Origin of the sequence: Aquitalea aquatica, from assembly GCF_013911085.1 — a bacterium.
GTDB lineage: Bacteria > Pseudomonadota > Gammaproteobacteria > Burkholderiales > Chromobacteriaceae > Aquitalea > Aquitalea aquatica.
In genome coordinates this window covers 264,868-283,475 of sequence record NZ_JACERN010000030.1, presented here as the reverse complement: position 1 = coordinate 283,475, position 18,608 = coordinate 264,868, and the positions used below count along the sequence as shown (strand labels likewise).

Annotated in this window: 21 protein-coding genes; 8 read left to right on the top strand and 13 right to left on the bottom strand. The window is 61.2% G+C overall.

The genetic code is table 11. From position 1 onward, the window contains the following. Positions 1–1,005 (top strand): NAD(P)H-dependent glycerol-3-phosphate dehydrogenase, encoded by a 1,005-nt coding sequence (locus H2Z84_RS11645; RefSeq protein WP_181836104.1) that lies wholly within the window; start codon positions 1–3, stop codon positions 1,003–1,005. A gap of 193 nt (positions 1,006–1,198) precedes the next feature. Here H2Z84_RS11645 and H2Z84_RS11640 read toward each other — a convergent pair whose 3' ends face one another. The 7 genes from H2Z84_RS11640 to aroQ form a co-directional block, all read right to left on the bottom strand. Next, positions 1,199–1,429 (bottom strand): hypothetical protein, encoded by a 231-nt coding sequence (locus tag H2Z84_RS11640; protein ID WP_181836103.1) that lies wholly within the window; start codon positions 1,427–1,429, stop codon positions 1,199–1,201. 203 nt (positions 1,430–1,632) lie between these two features. After that, positions 1,633–2,205 carry a thioredoxin domain-containing protein gene (locus H2Z84_RS11635; RefSeq protein WP_181836102.1) on the bottom strand — a complete coding sequence of 191 codons (573 nt, stop codon included), beginning with the start codon at positions 2,203–2,205 and terminating at the stop codon, positions 1,633–1,635. Positions 2,206–2,329: 124 nt separating this feature from the next. Continuing rightward, entirely contained in the window at positions 2,330–3,493 is a 1,164-nt protein-coding gene (locus H2Z84_RS11630) for a DUF3426 domain-containing protein (RefSeq protein WP_181836101.1), read from the bottom strand. After that, positions 3,490–4,386, bottom strand: coding sequence for a 50S ribosomal protein L11 methyltransferase (gene prmA, locus H2Z84_RS11625; protein WP_103524642.1), 897 nt, complete (start codon positions 4,384–4,386; stop codon positions 3,490–3,492). Before prmA ends, H2Z84_RS11630 begins: the two co-directional genes overlap by 4 nt. Beyond that, positions 4,386–5,744 (bottom strand): acetyl-CoA carboxylase biotin carboxylase subunit, encoded by a 1,359-nt coding sequence (accC, locus tag H2Z84_RS11620; RefSeq protein ID WP_124643216.1) that lies wholly within the window; start codon positions 5,742–5,744, stop codon positions 4,386–4,388. The genes prmA and accC overlap by 1 nt, the downstream gene beginning before the upstream one ends. 100 nt (positions 5,745–5,844) lie before the next feature. After that, positions 5,845–6,303, bottom strand: coding sequence for an acetyl-CoA carboxylase biotin carboxyl carrier protein (gene accB / locus H2Z84_RS11615; protein WP_181836100.1), 459 nt, complete (start codon positions 6,301–6,303; stop codon positions 5,845–5,847). A gap of 34 nt (positions 6,304–6,337) precedes the next feature. Beyond that, entirely contained in the window at positions 6,338–6,787 is a 450-nt protein-coding gene (gene aroQ / locus H2Z84_RS11610; protein WP_059287045.1) for a type II 3-dehydroquinate dehydratase, read from the bottom strand. A gap of 300 nt (positions 6,788–7,087) precedes the next feature. On the opposite strand from aroQ, the gene queA reads away from it, so the two are divergent. Genes queA through ubiB form a run of 6 tightly spaced genes read left to right on the top strand, consistent with a single transcriptional unit; the run spans position 7,088 to position 12,086 of the window. Beyond that, complete coding sequence (queA, locus tag H2Z84_RS11605; RefSeq protein ID WP_181836099.1) at positions 7,088–8,119, top strand: tRNA preQ1(34) S-adenosylmethionine ribosyltransferase-isomerase QueA; 1,032 nt, start codon at positions 7,088–7,090, stop codon at positions 8,117–8,119. A gap of 28 nt (positions 8,120–8,147) precedes the next feature. After that, complete coding sequence (locus tag H2Z84_RS11600; protein WP_103524646.1) at positions 8,148–8,519, top strand: gamma-butyrobetaine hydroxylase family protein; 372 nt, start codon at positions 8,148–8,150, stop codon at positions 8,517–8,519. Between the two features lie 2 nt (positions 8,520–8,521). Next, the gene (gene ubiE / locus H2Z84_RS11595) at positions 8,522–9,256 is read left to right on the top strand and encodes a bifunctional demethylmenaquinone methyltransferase/2-methoxy-6-polyprenyl-1,4-benzoquinol methylase UbiE (protein WP_103524647.1); all 735 of its coding nucleotides are present in this window, start codon (positions 8,522–8,524) and stop codon (positions 9,254–9,256) included. Positions 9,257–9,302: 46 nt separating this feature from the next. Next, positions 9,303–9,932: a LysE family translocator gene (locus H2Z84_RS11590; protein ID WP_103524648.1), complete on the top strand. Its 630-nt coding sequence runs from the start codon at positions 9,303–9,305 to the stop codon at positions 9,930–9,932. Positions 9,933–9,963: 31 nt separating this feature from the next. Continuing rightward, positions 9,964–10,542 (top strand): ubiquinone biosynthesis accessory factor UbiJ, encoded by a 579-nt coding sequence (locus H2Z84_RS11585; protein WP_181836098.1) that lies wholly within the window; start codon positions 9,964–9,966, stop codon positions 10,540–10,542. Between the two features lie 17 nt (positions 10,543–10,559). Next, positions 10,560–12,086 carry a ubiquinone biosynthesis regulatory protein kinase UbiB gene (ubiB, locus tag H2Z84_RS11580; RefSeq protein WP_181836097.1) on the top strand — a complete coding sequence of 509 codons (1,527 nt, stop codon included), beginning with the start codon at positions 10,560–10,562 and terminating at the stop codon, positions 12,084–12,086. Between the two features lie 113 nt (positions 12,087–12,199). On the opposite strand, the gene H2Z84_RS11575 is transcribed toward ubiB, so the two are convergent. The 5 genes from H2Z84_RS11575 to H2Z84_RS11555 form a co-directional block, all read right to left on the bottom strand. Continuing rightward, entirely contained in the window at positions 12,200–12,880 is a 681-nt protein-coding gene (locus H2Z84_RS11575) for a CoA transferase subunit B (RefSeq protein ID WP_181836096.1), read from the bottom strand. Between the two features lie 2 nt (positions 12,881–12,882). Then, a complete protein-coding gene (locus tag H2Z84_RS11570; RefSeq protein WP_181836095.1) occupies positions 12,883–13,596 on the bottom strand; it encodes a CoA transferase subunit A in 714 nt (237 codons plus the stop codon). A gap of 22 nt (positions 13,597–13,618) precedes the next feature. Further along, a complete protein-coding gene (locus tag H2Z84_RS11565; RefSeq protein WP_181836094.1) occupies positions 13,619–14,395 on the bottom strand; it encodes a 3-hydroxybutyrate dehydrogenase in 777 nt (258 codons plus the stop codon). Positions 14,396–14,449: 54 nt separating this feature from the next. Next, positions 14,450–15,841: a GntP family permease gene (locus tag H2Z84_RS11560; protein WP_181836093.1), complete on the bottom strand. Its 1,392-nt coding sequence runs from the start codon at positions 15,839–15,841 to the stop codon at positions 14,450–14,452. A 276-nt stretch (positions 15,842–16,117) separates the two neighbouring features. Then, positions 16,118–17,527 (bottom strand): sigma-54 interaction domain-containing protein, encoded by a 1,410-nt coding sequence (locus H2Z84_RS11555; RefSeq protein ID WP_309545471.1) that lies wholly within the window; start codon positions 17,525–17,527, stop codon positions 16,118–16,120. Between the two features lie 135 nt (positions 17,528–17,662). Here H2Z84_RS11555 and H2Z84_RS11550 point away from each other — a divergent pair, with 135 nt between their 5' ends. Then, positions 17,663–18,022, top strand: a complete 360-nt coding sequence (locus H2Z84_RS11550) for a carboxymuconolactone decarboxylase family protein (RefSeq protein WP_181836091.1) — start codon at positions 17,663–17,665, stop codon at positions 18,020–18,022. Between the two features lie 70 nt (positions 18,023–18,092). On the opposite strand, the gene H2Z84_RS11545 is transcribed toward H2Z84_RS11550, so the two are convergent. Further along, complete coding sequence (locus H2Z84_RS11545; RefSeq protein WP_181836090.1) at positions 18,093–18,461, bottom strand: Mth938-like domain-containing protein; 369 nt, start codon at positions 18,459–18,461, stop codon at positions 18,093–18,095. Positions 18,462–18,608 lie beyond the last annotated feature (147 nt).

The window sequence follows — 18,608 nt, the reverse complement described above, 5'->3', positions numbered from 1 at the left end:
ATGAAACTGGCCATTCTGGGGAGTGGGGCATGGGGTAGCGCGCTGGCGCTGGCGTTTGCCCGTCATCATGATGTGAGCCTGTGGGGGCGCGATGCCGCCCAGATGTCGGAAATGGCGGCCGAGCGTGTCAACCGCCGTTATCTGCCGGATTGCCCTTTTCCCGACAGCATCACGCTGACTGCAGAATTGCCTCGTGCCATCCATGGCGCCGAACTGATTCTTATCGTCACCCCCATCGTGGGCCTGCGGCCGACCTTGCGGGCGTTGACGGCGCTGTCTTCTGCGCTGCCGCCCATCTTGTGGGCGTGCAAGGGGTTCGAAACCGGTTCCAGCCTGCTGCCGCATCAGGTGGTGGCCGAAGAGTTGCCGGCTGACCATCCCTGCGGTGTGTTGTCCGGCCCCAGCTTTGCCCGCGAAGTGGCGGAAGGCCTGCCGGCTGCGGTCACCATTGCCGCGGATGACGGTGAGTTTGCCCGGCGCATTGCGCGTGAGCTGCACAGCCCGCTGCTGCGGCTGTATGCCAATGATGATCTGGTGGGGGTTGAAGTCGGTGGTGCCGTCAAGAACGTGATGGCTATTGCCACTGGTGTAGCCGATGGCCTGGGTTTTGGCATGAATGCCCGCGCCGCACTCATCACCCGTGGCCTGGCGGAAATCACCCGTCTGGCCAGTGCGCTGGGTGCCAGCCAGCAGACCATGATGGGCTTGTCTGGCATGGGTGATCTCATTCTCACCTGCACCGGTGCGCTGTCGCGTAATCGTCAGGTGGGCCTGAAACTGGCCGAAGGCAAATCACTGGAAACCATTCTGGCGGAGCTGGGCCATGTGGCTGAAGGTGTGAGTACCGCCCGCGAAGTCCTGACCATGGCGGAAAGGCTGGAAGTGGAAATGCCGATTACCGCCGCCGTGTGTGGCCTGCTGTATCAGGGCAATGATCCGCACCGGGTGGTGGAAGGGCTGCTGAGCCGTGCGCCCAAGTCTGAAGGTGGCGGCGCGCTGGACTGATGCCTGCCGTGTACCAATAAAAAAGCCTCCATGATGGAGGCTTTTTTCATGCCCTGGCAGTGATGGGGGCTGCTGCAGGCTTAGCGTGGCTGACAAGAGCGCGGTGTCACTGGGGCAAGGCGCGCCGCCCAAGACAGTACAAGCAGTACGGCCAGGAGGCGCAAGGCTGCAACAGTTTTTTTGTTAGCAGCTCTTAGTGCGTGCGCTGGTTCTCGCGCAGGCTCTGTGCATCCCAGTAGGCATTGATGTTCTGGATACGCTGCTGTTCGGCAGCCGGCAGTTTGGCGAAGTCATTCCGGATGGCTTGCTGCTCGGCCTGCCAGGCGCTGACGCTAGCCGGTGTCGGCGGGTTGTTGTCTACATCATGGGCAAATGCTGCACTGCTGGTGATCAGGGTAATCAGGGCGATGGCTAGGGTTTTCATACTGTATTCCTTGCTGATGGGATTGTGTGTCTGCTGTGTTCTACAGCTTGGGGACAGTATATTTTTGGCAATCAGTTCAATAAATACCTATTATTTAAACCATTTATTTACTATTGGTGTTTAATGTGACGAAACTTTGGCCGGTGCACAGAGTCGTCACCGGCCAGTCATGCTGTCGTGCCTGCGTTAGTTGGTGCTGGCACTCAAGTAGAAGGGGGGCTGTCTTCAGCTGCTGTGACAGGACTGTCATCCAGCACGGCTGCCAGCTGTAGTCGCGCGGCAATGTCATGCTGCTTGAAACGTGCAGTGCTGTTGTGCAAACGCTCTGCGTACAGAATGACATTGTCGCCGTCGGCAATCAGGATGGCCGGGGCGGTATAGCCGCTGAGCGGGTAGCCGCTGGCCAGTACTCCGTATTGCTTGTGAAAGTCGCGACCGCGCAGGGTAGAGAGCAGGATGACGCCGGGCAGACCGTGCTCGTGGCGGCTGCGCAGCAGGGAAGAGGGCGAATCGACGCACACCACGATCAGCTGCAAGGCCGGCCAGCTTTCAAGGAAGCGCCGGGTGTCCTGTAACAGTGCCAGGCCACCGTGTTCGTCTTCGTCCAGCGACAGCAGGGTCAGAATGACCTTGGGCTGGCCGGCAAAAGCCTCCAGTGCAATATCGCGTTTGTGTTCATCCACCAGCATGAAGCTGGGCAGATAACTGTCTGGCTGCGGAAATTCCCCACTCACTGGAATGGCCTCATCGCCGTACTGCAGTATGAAATCGTGCATGTGTTGCCTCCTTATCCTTACATGGTGGACAGCACTGCGCCAATTACAAGGCCGATTCGATATTCTGTTGACGAGCAGGTACAAAAAAAGCGGCCGAAGCCGCTTGGTGTAGGGGTGTCGCCGCTCAGGGGTAGAACCAGTACAGGCTGTAACCCATGGCGCGTACCTTGCCGGCATCCAGCCGCATGGTGACCTTCACCTCGCTGTTGGCATTGAAGCGCTGCAGCTTGAAGTCGTCGGCCTTGAGGTATTCCTTGGGTGAAAACACCTTGCGGATCAGTACCTGATCGTCGGCATCCTTCAGCGAAACTTCCAGCATGGGGTAGTTCTGCGCAAAGGCGGCATGGTTCTTCAGCGTGGCGGACAATTGGATCAGATTGGCATGCTCGGGCACAAAGGCTAGCTCCGACCATTCGGTGCGGATTTGCGCGATATCCGTTGGCCAGGGCACATTGCAGCCGGCAATGTGGCAGAAGGCTTCCAGCGCCGGACGCGCTTCCGGGACTTCGGCGGCAATGCGGGTGCGGTTGAAGTAAACCAGCTGGCCGGCCAGCAGCACGCTGCCGATGATGGCCAGCAATACCATGACAATGGTCAATAGCGGATTGCGCCGGTGTGGCTCCTCACTGCTGACTTCTTCATCTGCTTCACCCAGATCACCATAAGGGTGTGGCGGGCGTGCCGGCGGTGCCGGGATTTCAGCTTGTTCGGCGCTGGCAGCGGCAGCGGGCGGCGGGATATCGTCGGCCTGTTCACCACGGCGGCGTTTGTTGCCGAACACGTCGGGCAGGGGGGGAGGCTGCTCTGGCTCATCCAGCTCGGCTGCATAGTTCTGGCTGGGCGTCGGGCTGGTTTTGCGGGTTTGCAAGGCTTCGGCCAGTGCGCGCTGGAACTCTTCGGCTTCGCGGCTGCTGCCGCTATCGGGCGGCTGCATAGTATTGGCAGGGGCGAGCGCGGGGGCAGGCTCCAGATCGAAATCATCGGCAGTGGCCGGGCTGGCTGCAGTTTGCGGGTCGAAGTCGGGCAGTTCCAGCTCGAAATCGTCCATCGGGTCGGCGGGCTGCTGCACCTGGGGTGTTGCGGCCGGCGGCATGGCCTGCACTGGCGGTGGCGGCGGTGCCACTGGCGGCGTCAGTACCGGCGGTACGTCGGTACTGACAAAATGCTCGGTGGCGTTGAAAACATGCGAACAGCGCCCGCAGCGGACGAGTCCGTTGGCGGCAGATAACTGCTTGTCGTTAACCTTGAAACGGGTCTGGCAACTGGGGCACTGTGTCGTATAGCTCATACGCTTGGGCGTCGGGTTCCTGTCAATCGTGTCCAACCCTCGTCGAACACGGGCGTATCCATGGTGAACCATTGCGCATAAATGGCAGACAGTTCATCAGCCTGTTCGGCAAGAATACCGGAAAGCACGATTCTACCACCGGTTTTTACATGGCTTGCCAACAGCTGACCGAGCATGCGCAGCGGGTTGGCCAGAATATTGGCCAACACAACATCATACTGGGCGGCCGGATTGGCATCCGGCAGGCAGAAGGTGGCAGTTACGTTGTTCTGGTCGGCGTTGTCGCGACTGGAACGCACCGCCTGGGCATCGATATCCACGCCCAGCGCCGAGCCTGCGCCCAGCTTGAGCGCGGCAATGGCCAGGATGCCGGAACCGCAGCCGTAGTCCAGCACGCTTTCGCCACCAGCAACATGCGCATCCAGCCACTGCAGGCACAGCCGCGTGGTGGGATGGCTGCCCGTGCCGAATGCCAGGCCCGGATCCAGCTGCAGGTTAATGGCATCAGGCGCCGGGGCATCGTGCCAGGTGGGGGTAATCCACAGTCGGTCCGAAATGCGGATGGGCTCGAACTGGGATTGCGTCAGGCGCACCCAGTCCTGCTCTTCCACGCGCTCGGTCTTGTATGCCGGCATGGCCAGCTTGCAGGCGGTGCAGGCGGCGGCGATCAGCAGCGCAACGTCGGCATCTTCGGCAAACAGGGTGATGATGCGGCTGTGATTCCACAGCTGGTCTACCGGCATGCCGGGTTCGCCAAAGATGGGCTGTTCCAGCTCGGTGCCGGCCAATGCGTCTTCAATGGCGGTCGACAGCGCGCCCGCATCCATCAGGGCATCGGCCAGGCGTTCTGCCACGGCCGAATCCGTGTCGATGGTGGCTTGTAGCCAAGCCATTATGCCTCTCCCTTTTTCATCTGCGACAGGCGCTCTTCCAGATAGTGAATACTGGTGCTGCCACGCTGGAAGGCGGCATCCATGAACAATTCCTGGTGCAGCTGGATATTGGTCTTGATGCCGGAGATGGAGATTTCCGACAGGGCAACACGCATGCGGGCCATGGCCTGTTCGCGGGTGTCACCGTAGGAAATCAGCTTGCCTACCATGGAGTCGTAGTGCGACGGCACGGTATAGCCCTGGTAGATGTGCGAGTCGATGCGAATGCCAGGGCCACCGGCCGGATGGTAGCTTTCGATCTTGCCCGGCGAGGGCACGAAGGTAAACGGATCTTCGGCGTTGATACGGCATTCCATGGCATGACCGCGCAGGATGATGTCGCTTTGCTTGTAGCGCAGCTTTTCGCCGGCAGCAATGCGGATCTGTTCCTGCACGATGTCCACGCCGGTAATCATCTCGGTCACCGGGTGCTCTACCTGAACGCGGGTGTTCATTTCAATGAAGTAGAACTCGCCGTTTTCGAACAGGAATTCAAAAGTGCCGGCCCCACGGTAGCCGATGCGGCTGCACGCTTCGGCGCAGGCGGTACCGATGCGCTGACGCTGCTCGTCGGTAATGCCCGGTGCCGGTGCTTCTTCGATGATTTTCTGGTGGCGGCGCTGCATGGAGCAGTCGCGCTCGCCCAGATAGATGGCATTGCCGTATTCGTCGGCCAGAATCTGGATTTCGATATGGCGCGGCTGCTGCAGGTATTTCTCCATGTAGACAGTCGGGTTGCCGAATGCAGCACCGGCTTCGGTGCGGGTCATCTGTACCGAGTTGATCAGCGCGCCTTCGGTATGCACCACGCGCATGCCACGGCCACCGCCGCCACCTGCGGCCTTGATGATGACCGGGAAGCCGATTTTCTTGGCGATCTTGACGATCTCGGCCGGATCATCCGGCAAAGCGCCAGCCGAGCCGGGTACGCAGGGCACGCCGGCGGCAATCATCGCGTCCTTGGCCGATACCTTGTCGCCCATCAGGCGGATGGTGTCAGGGCGTGGGCCGATGAAGACAAAGCCGGATTGTTCCACGCGTTCGGCAAAGTCGGCGTTTTCCGACAGGAAGCCGTAACCGGGGTGAATGGCCTGGGCGTCGGTCACTTCTGCAGCGGCGATCAGCGCCGGCACATTCAGATAGCTCTTGGTCGACGGGGCCGGGCCGATGCAGACCGACTCGTCGGCCAGCTTGACATATTTGGCTTCGCGGTCGGCTTCGGAATGCACGACCACGGTCTTGATACCCATTTCGCGGCAGGCGCGCTGGATGCGCAGGGCGATTTCGCCGCGGTTCGCAATCAGGATTTTTTCAAACATGGTAGGGACGTCCGTTCAGTGGCGCGTCAAACGACAAGGGCACAGACGCTGTGTCTCGTGCCCTGTCATCTCTGGCGTCTATTAGCGAGGCAGAGAAGAATTACTCGATGATGAACAGCGGCTCGCCGTATTCCACCGGCTGGCCGTCTTCGGCCAATGCGGCCTTCACCACGCCGGAACGGTCGGCTTCGATTTCGTTCATCAGCTTCATGGCTTCGATGATGCACAGGGTATCACCGGCATTCACGCTCTGGCCCACTTCCACGAAAGGCTTGGAACCCGGGCTGGCCGAGCGGTAGAAGGTGCCGACCATCGGCGACTTCAGCGCGTTGGCGTTGTTGGCGGCGGCAGGGGCTTCTGCTGCGGCTACCGGCGCGGCGGCCGGTGCGGCCATTTGCTGTTGCATCGGCATCTGCATCATCGGCTGGGCGTAGGCGATCTGGGTGTTGGCCGATACGCGGGTGATGCGGACTTTCTCTTCCCCTTCGGTCACCTCGAGTTCGGCGATGCCGGATTCTTCGACGAGATCGATCAGTTTCTTCAGTTTACGCAGATCCATGGTAATCCTTCGGATGGGATGTACTTTATTATGCTCAGGCTTGCGCGGACAAACGCCGGATGGCGTGCGCAAGTGCCAGCTCATAGCCCTGCGCGCCCAGGCCGCAGATCACGCCGACCGCCAGATCGGAAAAATACGAATGCTGGCGGAAGGGCTCACGGGCGTGGACGTTGGACAGGTGTACTTCTATGAATGGCACCTTCACCCCCGAAATGGCGTCGCGCAGGGCAACGCTGGTGTGGGTAAAGGCCGCTGGATTGATGATGATGAACGACGTTCCGTCTGTCATGCAGGCGTGGACGCGGTCAATCAAGAGGTGTTCGGCGTTGCTTTGCAGCGCCTCAAGCTCGAAACCGGCGGCGCTGGCCTGTTCGGTCAGCCGCTGGTTGATGGAGGCAAGCGTATCCCGGCCGTAGTGCTGTGGTTCCCGTGTCCCGAGCAGATTGAGGTTGGGGCCGTGCAGCACGAGGATTTTTCCGGTCAAAGCTTTGCTCCTGAGTTCAACATGGGCGCGAGTTTGCCGCAATTAGCGACACGATGTCTAGCTTTTCGAGTATTTCAAACGGTTGTTTGATGGTTGGCAGGGGCCGCTGATTTGGCCGGAAAGCCCGCCATTTCGAGCGAATGCACTACAGTGAACCGCATTTTAAACGGTGGCAAATTTTTTACAGTTTCTTGCGCCGCACTCTTGATCAAGCTCAAATTCGGGGCCGGGCCGAACAAGTCCGTGCCGGGGCTGGCTGGCGCGGGTATAATTTGCCGGTTTTGATTCGAGCTTCACGCCATGCTGCTGTCTGATTTCGATTACCACCTGCCAGAACACCTGATTGCCCAGCATCCGCCTGCCGTGCGCGGTGCCAGCCGTTTGCTGCATGTTGCCGGCACTTCCCTTACCGACGGGCAGTTTGCCGATTTCGCCCAGCAGCTCAACGCCGGTGATGTGATGGTGTTCAACGACACCCGCGTCATCAAGGCCAGACTGTTTGGCGAAAAGGCCAGTGGCGGCAAGATAGAAGCTCTGGTAGAGCGCGTGCTGGATGCGCACACCGTGCTGGCCCATGTGCGCTCTTCCAAGTCGCCCAAGCCGGGCACGCGGCTGATTTTTGCCGAACGTTGGGAAGCCGAAATGGTCGAGCGCGACGACGCGCTGTTCAAGCTGCGCTTTCTGGCTGAGGACAATGTTTTCGACATTCTGGAAGCCTCCGGCAAGCTGCCGCTGCCTCCCTATATAGAGAGAAGCGCGGAAGGCGACGACGACGAGCGTTACCAGACCGTCTACGCCCGCGAACAGGGTGCGGTGGCAGCGCCCACTGCCGGCCTGCACTTTACCGAAGAAATGCTGGCCACTTTGCAGGCCAAGGGCGTGGAGCTGGCCTATGTCACCCTGCATGTCGGGGCGGGCACCTTCCAGCCGGTACGGGTGGAAAACATCGCCGAGCACAAGATGCACAGCGAAATCTACGAAGTGCCGCAGCGCACTTTTGAGCTGATCCAGGCCGCGCATGCCCGTGGCAGCAAGGTGCTGGCCGTGGGCACCACCAGCATGCGTGCGCTGGAGTCTGCCGCGCGCAGTGGCGAACTGGTGGCTGGCCGTGGCGAGACCGACATCTTCATCACGCCGGGTTACCGCTTCCGCGTGGTCGACCGCTTGCTGACCAATTTCCATTTGCCCAAGTCCACCTTGCTGATGCTGGTCTCGGCTTTTGCCGGCTACCCGGAAATGCGTGCGGCCTATGCCCATGCAGTACAGCAGCAATACCGCTTCTTCAGCTATGGCGATGCCATGCTGTTGGAACGCAAGGACGAACAGGGTTAAGCCCCCCCTTTAAAACGACGAGGCAGACATGGCAGGAATCAGTCCTAATAGTGCCCAGGTGCAGGAAATCACCCTGCATGCCGTTTCGCGTACGCTGGAAATCAGCTTTGATGATGGTGAGCGCTTCCAGCTGCCGGCCGAATACCTGCGGGTGTATTCGCCCTCTGCCGAAGTGCGTGGCCATGGGGCGGGGCAGGAAGTGCTGCAGGTGGGCAAGCGTCAGGTGGCGATCACCGCGCTGGAGCCGGTGGGCCACTACGCCTTGAAGATTACCTTTGATGATGGCCACGATAGCGGCCTCTACAGCTGGACTTACCTTTACGAGCTGGGTGCGCAGCAACAGGCATACTGGCAGGATTATCTGAATCGCCTCGCCGCCGCTGGCGCGAGCAGGGAGTGAATATGGATCAAGAAACGCATTTTGGCTTCAAGACGGTGGCCGAGAGTGAAAAGGCCGGCAAGGTAGCCGATGTTTTCCATTCGGTTGCCAAGAAGTACGACGTGATGAACGACCTGATGTCCGGTGGCCTGCATCGCGTGTGGAAGCATTTCACCCTGACCACCTCCGGCGTGAAACCGGGCGACAAGGTGCTGGATATCGCCGGTGGCACTGGCGACTTGGCGCGTGGCTGGTCCAAGCGCGTGGGCAAGAAGGGCGAAGTATGGCTGACCGACATCAACAGCTCCATGCTGACCGTGGGCCGCGACCGTTTGCTGGACGAGGGCCTGATTCTGCCGGTATCGCTGGCCGATGCCGAAAAACTGCCCTTCCCGGACAATTATTTTGACGCCGTGTCGGTGGCCTTTGGCCTGCGCAACATGACGCACAAGGACGCCGCGCTGAAGGAAATGTGCCGCGTGCTCAAACCGGGCGGCAAGCTGATGGTGCTGGAGTTTTCCAAGGTATGGAAACCGCTGTCGCCCATCTATGACTTCTATTCCTTCAAGGCGCTGCCGGTAATGGGCAAGATGGTGGCCGGCGATGCCGACAGCTACCAGTATCTGGCCGAATCCATCCGCATGCATCCGGATCAGGAAACCCTGAAGGCCATGATGCAGGAAGCCGGCTTCGGCAAGGTGGACTATCACAATATGACGGGTGGCGTGGTGGCGCTGCACAAGGGCTACAAACTCTAAAGCCCTGGTGTCGGGTCAGCCGGGCAAAGCATTAGCAGGAGATTCCATGGACGGCATCACCAATCTGTGGGCCTTCATGGCGGCAGGGCTGTTGCTTAACCTGACGCCTGGCCCGGACACTTTTTACATTCTGGGCCGCAGCACGGCACAGGGTAGTCGTGTCGGCCTGCTGTCGGCGCTGGGCATTGGCCTTGGCAGCTTGGGCCACACCCTGCTGGCGGCCTTTGGCCTGTCGGCGCTGCTGGCGACATCGGCCATGGCCTTTGTCGCGGTCAAGCTGCTGGGGGCGGGCTATCTGCTGTGGCTGGGCGTGAAAATGCTGCGCCGACCCGGCAGCAGCATCACCAGCGATGCGGCCCGGCTGGAAGCCGCGCGGCCAGGCAAGATCCTGCGCGAGGCCTTCCTCACCAATCTGTTCAATCCCAAGGTGGCGCTGTTTTTTCTGGCCTTCCTGCCGCAGTTTGTCAAACCGGGGGCCACTGCCGTGTCCTTTGTGATTCTGGGCCTTACCTTCGTGGCAACCGGCCTGCTGTGGTGTGCGGCACTTGCCTTGCTGTCGGCGCGGCTGGGCGACTGGTTGCGGCGCAAGGGTGTGGCGCAGCGACTGGACCAGCTGTGTGGCGGCCTGTTTATCCTGCTGGGTATCAATCTCTTGTTTGCCCGGCTTAAACACTGAAACCGGGACGCTTGTTTGTGGAGCATTGCTGATGCGTATCCAGATTGCCGTATTCAATCATCTGCTGAACCAGCAACCTGCCGTGCGGGCCGAGCTGGCGGCCCATGTCGGCCGCCGTGTTGGCATTGTGCTGGCTCCGCTCACGGTGCGCGGGGTGATTACCGATGAAGGCTGGCTGGCCGCCTGTGCAGGCGAGCCGGAAGCCACCATCCGCTTGCAGCATGCCGCAGCGCTGGCCGCGGTGAGCGGCCGTGATCCGGCGCTGAGCGATGTCAGCCTGGAAGGCGATACCGAGCTGGCTGCGGCCATTGGCCGCCTGATTGCGCGTCTGCGCTGGGATGCCGGCGAAGATCTGTCGCGGGTCATGGGCGATGTGGCGGCCAACCGCTTGCAGCGCGTGGCCCGTGCCTCGCTCGGTTTCAAGGGCGAAATCGCCTGGCGTCTGCTGGAAAACTGGGTGGAGCACTTGCGTGAAGAAGCGCCGATGCTGGCCAGCCGGCAAGCAGTGGCTAGCTATCTGCGCGCGGTGGACAGCCTGCGCGATGATGTGGCGCGTAGCGAAAAAAGACTGGCGCGGCTGGAAGCGGCGCTGGTGCAACCAAAGGAATAAGGGCTAGCCCGGTCACTATGCGGATTTCGCGTTTTTTCAAGATTGTTTCCACGCTGTACCGTTATGGTCTGGATGATTTTTTCGAAGGTCATTCGCGGCTGGGTTTTGTTCACACGCTGCTGAAGCTGTGTCCGCTGCCGCGTGATGTCAGCGCTCCCTTGCCAGAACGGGTGAGGCTGGCGCTGGAGGGCCTGGGGCCGATTTTCGTCAAGTTTGGCCAGGTGTTGTCGACGCGGCGTGACCTGCTGCCGCCCGACTACGCCGATGCGCTGGCGCAGCTGCAGGACCGGGTTGCCCCGTTTGATGGCGCGCTGGCGCGGCAGGTGATCGAGCAGAGCTTTGGCCTGCCGGTAGAGAATTTGTTTGTCGATTTTGATATCACGCCGGTGGCCAGTGCCTCGGTGGCACAGGTGCACAAGGCCTGGCTGAAACAGCCGGATGGCAGCCGTGGCCGCGAGGTGGCGGTCAAGGTATTGCGCCCGGGCATTCAGCCGGTGATCGAGCAGGATCTGGCCTTGATGTCCACGCTGGCCCGCTGGGTGGAGCGTTTCTTCATCGACGGCAAACGGCTCAAGCCGCGCGAAGTGGTGGCCGAGTTCGACAAGTATCTGCACGACGAACTGGACATGATGCACGAGGCGGCCAATGCCTCGCAGCTGCGGCGCAATTTTACCGGCTCGGACATGCTGATCGTGCCGGAAGTGTTTTACGACTACACCAACCGCAATGTACTGACGCTGGAGTGGATGCATGGCACGCCGGTGGGGCAGATCGAGCGCCTGCGCGAGCAGGGGGTGGACTTGAGCAAGCTGTCGCGCTTTGGCGTGGAGATCTTCTTCACCCAGGTGTTCCGCCATGGTTTTTTCCATGCCGACATGCACCCCGGCAATATCTTCGTGGCGGAAGACGGCCGCTATATCGCGCTGGACTTTGGCATCGTCGGCAGCCTCACCGACGAGGACAAGCATTATCTGGCGGTGAATTTCCTCGCCTTCTTCAATCGCGACTACCACCGCGTGGCCACCGCGCATATCGAATCGGGCTGGGTGCCGAAAACCACCCGCGCCGAGGAGCTGGAAGCAGCGGTGCGCACGGTGTGCGAGCCCATCTTCGAAAAGCCCTTGTCGGAGATTTCCTTTGGCCTGGTGCTGCTGCGCCTGTTTGAAACCAGCCGCCGTTTCAATGTGGAAATCCAGCCGCAGCTGGTCCTGCTGCAGAAAACCCTGCTCAATATCGAGGGCCTGGGCCGCCAGCTGGACCCCAACCTGGATTTGTGGGTGACTGCCAAGCCCTTCCTTACCAAGTGGATGAACGAGCAGATGGGCTGGCGTGGCATGCTGCGCACGCTCAAGCAGGAGGCACCGCAATGGGCCACCACCCTGCCCACGCTGCCACGCAAGCTGAACGAGGCGCTGTCTGCCGCCAAGAGCGACTTGCTGGTGGAAGGCTATATCCAGCTGATGCGCGAACAGAAGCGGCAGAATTTCCTGCTGGCGCTGATTGCCATCCTGCTGACAGCCTTGTTGGCCAAGTCCTTGTTGTAAGCGCCACTCAGCAAGGCCCTGCTGCGCTGTTGTTAGTCGTTCCAGCCAACAAAAAGCACGCCCGACGGCGTGCTTTTTTGTCTGCGCCACTCGCCTGGCGCGGCTAACACCACTTAGCAGGCCAGCGCGGCCTGCCCGCTGTTGACCATGGCCGACAGCTTCAATGGTGCGGCGGTGCGCGAGCAGATGTCATGCAAGCTGACACCCGGCGCCAGCTCCTGCAGATGCAGGCCGTCGGCCTCCACCCGGATCACCCCCAGATCGGTAATGATCAGGCTGACCACGCCCACGCCGGTCAAGGGCAGGCTGCAGCGCTCCAGCAGCTTGGCTTCTTCGCTGCCGTCCTTTTTCTTGGCCGTGTGCTCCATCAGCACTACCACCTTGTCTACGCCGGCCACCAGGTCCATGGCCCCGCCCATACCCTTGACCATCTTGCCGGGAATCATCCAGTTGGCCAGATCGCCACTCTGGCTGACCTGCATCGCGCCCAGAATGGCCAGATTGATCTTGCCGCCGCGAATCATGCCGAAGGAGTCGGCCGAGCTGAAAATGGCCGAACCGGGCAGGGTAGTGATGGTCTGCTTGCCAGCGTTGATCAGGTCCGGGTCTATCTCGTCTTCGGTCGGAAACGGGCCGATGCCCAGCAGGCCGTTTTCCGACTGCAGCCATACCTCCATGCCGGCGGGCACATGATTGGCCACCAGCGTCGGCAGGCCGATGCCCAGGTTCACATAAAAGCCATCCTGCAATTCCTGTGCCGCACGGGCGGCCATTTGTTCTCGGGTCCAGGCCATGCTTATGCCTCCGCCAGACTGGCAGCGCGCACGGTGCGCTGCTCGATGCGTTTTTCGGGATGGGGGTTCAGCACCAGTCGCTGCACAAAGATGCCGGGGGTGTGAATGGCATCCGGGTCCAGCATGCCGTTTTCCACGATCTCTTCCACCTCGGCCACGGTGATGCGTCCGGCCATGGCGACATTGGGATTGAAATTGCGTGCGGTGCGCCGGTAAAGCAGATTCCCGGCGCGGTCGGCCTTCCAGGCCTTGACCAGCGCCACATCGGCCTGCAACGCCTGCTCCAGGATATGCGGCTGGCCGTTGAATTCGCGCACTTCCTTGCCTTCGGCCACCAGCGTGCCGTAGCCGGTGCGGGTGAAAAAGGCTGGAATGCCGCTGCCGCCGGCGCGCAGTTTTTCCGCCAGCGTGCCTTGCGGGGTGAATTCCAGTTCCAGCTCACCGCTCAGGTACTGGCGTTCGAATTCCTTGTTCTCCCCCACATAGGAGGCAATCATCTTGCGGATTTGCCGGGTATTGAGCAGCTGGCCCAGGCCAAAGCCGTCCACGCCGGCATTATTGGAAATGGCGGTGAGATTGCGCACGCCGCTGTCGCGCAGGGCGGCGATCAGCGCTTCGGGGATGCCGCACAGGCCGAAGCCGCCCACGGCTATGGTCTGGCCATCGGCCAGGATGTCGGCCAGGGCGCTGGCGGCATCAGGGTAGAGCTTGTTCATTGGTTTTCCTTGTCTGCTTGCTTTACTGGGCAGTCCAGCCGCCGTCCATGGCCCAGGCTGCACCACGTACTTCGGCGGCCGCCGGGCTGCACAGGAACACCGCCAGTGCGCCCAACTGCTGCGGCGTGACAAACTGGCCGGAGGGTTGTTTCTCGGCCAGCAAGTCTTGCTGGGCTTGCTGCGGGCTGATGCCCTGCTGCGTGGCACGGTCGGTTATTTGCTGTGCCACCAGCGGGGTGAGCACCCAGCCGGGGCAGATGGCATTGCAGGTAATGGCGCTGTGGGCGGTTTCCAGCGCCACGGTTTTGGTGAGGCCCAACACGCCATGCTTGGCGGCCACATAGGCGGACTTGCCGCTGGAGGCCACCAGGCCGTGGGTGGAGGCGATATTGATGATGCGGCCCCAGCCCCGTGCGCGCATGGCGGGCAGCAGCAGGCGGCTGGTGTGAAACACCGCGCTCAGGTTGATGGCCAGCACCTTGTCCCATTGCGCCGGGGGAAAGGTCTCGATGGGCGCCACATGCTGGATGCCGGCATTGTTGACCAGAATGTCCACGCCGCCGCATTCGTTTGCGGTAAAGGCACACAGCGTGTCGATCTGCTCCGGGTCGGACAAATCTGCCGGATGATGCCAGGCCTGCACGCACAGGGCCTGTATCTGCGCCTGTGCTGCCGCCACATCACCAAAGCCGTTGAGCACGATATTGGCCCCGGCCTCGGCCAGTTGCTGGGCGATGCCCAGGCCAATGCCGCTGGTGGAGCCGGTGACCAGCGCGGTTTTTCCTGCCAGTGAAGTCATGATGCTTATCCTGTCAGGCCCCGCCAGCCGGCGGAGCCTGAATGTTGTGGAGAATTAAACGAGACCGGTGAGGTAGAACACGCAGATGACGAAGAACACTGCCAGGGTCTTGATCAGGGTGACCGCGAAGATATCGCGGTAAGCCTCGCGGTGGGTGAGGCCGGTGACTGCCAGCAGGGTAATCACCGCGCCGTTGTGTGGCAGGGTGTCCATGCCACCACTGGCCATGGCCACCACGCGGTGCAGTACTTCCAGTGGAATGCCAGCCGCCTGGCAGGCAGTGATGAACTGCTCGCCCATGGCGGCCAGCGCAATGCTCATGCCGCCGGAAGCCGAACCGGTGACCCCGGCCAGGGTGCTGACGGTAACGGCGGCATTGACCAGCGGATTGGGAATGTTCTGCAAGGCATGGGCAATTACCATGAAGCCGGGCAGGGCGGCAATCACCGCGCCAAAGCCGTATTCCGATGCGGTGTTCATTGCCGCGAGCATGGCCCCGGCAATCGCGCCCTTGCTGCCTTCGGCAAATTTCTCGCGGATGGCTGGCCAGGCGGTGAGGGCAACGAAGGCAATGCCCAGCAGCAGGGCGGCTTCTACCGACCAGATGGCGGTGACGGTAGAAATCTGCGTGGTGACCGGCTTGGCCATGCCAGCCAGATGCAGCTCGTGGCTAGGGCCATACCAGGCCGGAATCCAGCGGGTAAAGGCAAAGTTGCTGATGCCGATCAACAGCAAGGGGGCAATCGCCAGCCAGGGCGAGGGCAGATTGCTGGTGTCCACATGCTCCGGCTCGTTGCGCAGGTCGGTGCCATAGCCTTCGCCCTTGGCCATCAGGCTGCGGCGGCGCCATTCCAGATAAGTGAGGCCGACCAGGGTGATGAACAGCGCACCCACCACACCCAGCACCGGGGCTGCCCAGGCGGTGGTCTTGAAAAAGGTGGTGGGGATGATGTTCTGGATTTGCGGGGTACCCGGCAGCGAATCCATGGTGAAGGAAAAGGCCCCCAGCGCTACCGTGCCGGGAATCAGCCGCTTGGGAATATTGCTCTGGCGGAACATCTCGGCGGCAAAGGGATAGACGGCGAACACCACCACGAATAGCGAAACCCCGCCGTAAGTCAGCAGCGCGCACACGGCGACGATGACGGCGATGGCGCGTTTCTCGCCGATAAAGCGGATAACCGCAGCGACGATGGATTTGGAAAAGCCGGACAGCTCCACCAGCTTGCCGAACACCGACCCCAGCAGGAACACCGGAAAGTACAGTTTGACGAAGCCCACCATCTTGTCCATGAACAGGCCGCTAAAGGCTGGTGCCACGGCGGATGGCTCGGTTAGCAATACCGCTCCCAGTGCCGCTAGCGGTGCCATCAGGATGACGCTGTAGCCGCGATAGGCGGCCAGCATCAGGAAGAACAATGCCAGCAAAACCACGATAAAACTCATGGTGCATCTCCTCTATTGTTGTGTGGCCCACTGCGGGGCCCTTGTGCGGACCTGACGCATGGCCAGGCCCCTGAACGGGATAACAGCAGGAAGCGTGCCTGAATTGGATGCGTAATTAAATCAATTACTTGCTGTGAATTGTGCTGGCAGTGAGGGCTTGCTGTCTCTGTTTGGAGACGCTAGGGCAGTGTAGGACAGTGGCAAGGCCGCCCTTGGCAGGGGGCGCACGGTGTGTCTCGCTTGGTAGACGCTGTCTCTGTTTCGAGACGAGGCTGGCTAGGACGTCGTGCTGATGCCCAGCGCCGCCAGCTTCTTGTACAGGGTGGCGCGGCCCATGCCCAGCTGGCGGGCGGCTGTCGGCACATGGCCGGCGGCGGCGGCCAAGGCCTGGCGCAGCAGTTGCGCTTCGAAACGCGCCATCTGCTGCTGATAATCGCCGGCATCCGCTTGCCCGGCAGGCAGGGGGCCCAGCAGGCTGCTGATGTCGGCTTCGTCCAGCATGCCGCCCTGGCTGAGCATGCTGGCCCGCTCCAGGATATTGCGCAGCTCGCGCACATTGCCTGGCCAGTGATAGGCGGCCAGCCGCTGCATGGCTGCCGGTGTCAGCTGGCAGCGTCCCATGTGGCCGCGCTGTGCCAGTTGCAGCAGCAGCGATTCACACAGCACGGGCAAATCTTGCAGATGGGCCCGCAGCGGCGGTAGCTGGATGGTCAGCACATTCAGCCGGTAGTAGAGATCGGCCCGGAAGCTGCCGGCGCTGACTTTTTCTTCCAGCCGGGCCGAGGTGGCGGCAATGATGCGGATATCCGCGCGCAGCACGCGGTTGGAGCCCAGCTGCTCGAATTCCTTGTCCTGCAATACCCGCAGCAGCTTGGCCTGCAGTGCGGCCGGCATGTCGCCGATTTCATCCAGAAACAGTGTCCCGCCATCAGCCAGTTGCAGCTTGCCATTGCGGCCTTTCTTGTCTGCTCCGGTGTAGGCGCCGGCGCTGGCACCGAATAGCTCGGCCTCCAGCAGGGTATCGGGAATGGCCGCCATGTTCAGGCTGACCAGCGGCTTGCCTGCCCGTGGCGAGGCGGCGTGAATGGCATGGGCCAGCACTTCCTTGCCGGTGCCGGTTTCACCCAGCAGCAGTACCGCGCCCTCCAGCGGTGCGGCCAAGCGCGCCTGGCGTTTGACCTCGCTGATCAGCGGGCTGTCGCCGACAAAATGCTCAAAGCTGTATTTGGCACGGCGTGCCTGCGCCAGTGATTCACGGGTCGCGGCCAGTTCCTCGGCCAGACGGGTGAATTTGGCCACCAGCGGAGCCAGTGACTGGATCTTGTCAAACAGGGCAAAGCCGACCGCACCAACGGTACGTCCTGTTGCATCTTTCAGGGGCAGGCGGGTCACCACCAGCTGGTCGTCGCCGGTAGCCATGATGTCCAGCAGCATGGGCTCGCCGGTGCGCAACACTTCGCGCATCTGGCTATTGGGAATGACGTTTTCCACCGGCTGGCCCAGCGCGCTTTGCGGGTCGGCAAAGCCGAAACGCCCTGCATAGCGGGCATTGATCCAGATGATGCGCGCCTGTGCATCCACAATCACCGTTCCCTGGTAGATATCATCCATATGCTGGAACAGCGACTGCATCGCCCATTGCCGGACGTGATCATAATCTGCCAGTTCGGTAGCGGAGTGGGGCACGGTCTGTCCTTGGCCAAGGTGGATGCGGCAGATTACCACGCAGCTCGGGCGCATCGCCAAGCTGCGTGGCATGCTTGCAATATTATATAAAAATATATAATATAAAAATGAATTAAATACTGCGAGGAGCAAGCAATGAGCCACGACTACACCGGACTCGCCCAGGAGCTGGGCAGCAAACTGGCAGAATTCCGCCGTGAAATACCCGAAACCATGAAGGGCTTTGGCCAGATGAGCCGCGCCGCCCATGCCGACGGCGCGCTCTCCAACAAGACCAAGGAGCTGATCGCGCTGGCCATCGGCATCGCCAGCCGTTGCCAGGGCTGTCTGGCCTTCCACAGCAAGGCGCTGGTGGAGCTGGGCTGCAGCCGCGCCGAGTTCATGGAGATGCTGCAGGTGGCGGTCTACATGGGTGGTGGCCCATCCTTAATGACCGCAGCCGAAGCCTTGCAGGCTTTCGAGGAGTTTGGTGGCGAGAAACCGGCGGCCGCCTGATCGGCCACCGCAAGCCCCTGCCCCAATAGCAAAGCCCCGCATTGCGGGGCTTTATTCATGGCAGCCAGCTTCAGATCGCCAGAATGGCGGCCACTACGCGGCGGTCTTCCGCCATCAGGATGTTGAAGGTGCGACAGGCAGCCTGGGTATCCATCACATCCACACCGATGCCGGCGTTAACCAGCGCGGCCATCAGGCGCGGGTGAAAAAAGCGCAGGCTGGCACCGGAGCCAAACAGCACCAGCTCGGGTTGCAAATCCAGCAGCAGGTTGAAGTGAGCCTCTGTCAGGCTGGCAAAATCATCGACACCCCATGGCTGTACGCTGTCCGGCGTCACGATCAGGTTGCCGTCGTGGCGTTCGGCATTGATCAGCACATGGCCTTCGCCATAGCCGGTAAACAGGTTTCTGCCCTGTCCCAGGGCCTGATGCATTTTCATGGGCTCGCTTTCCTGCAAGGGTAATGGTGGTGCTGGCGTCGGGTGTTGCAGCACTGCAGTGCAAGGGCGCACTCCGTAATGCAGTGCAGCACGGTTTGGGATAGGATTATACCCTGACCTGCCGTTGTCAGACGGTGTCGCCAATGG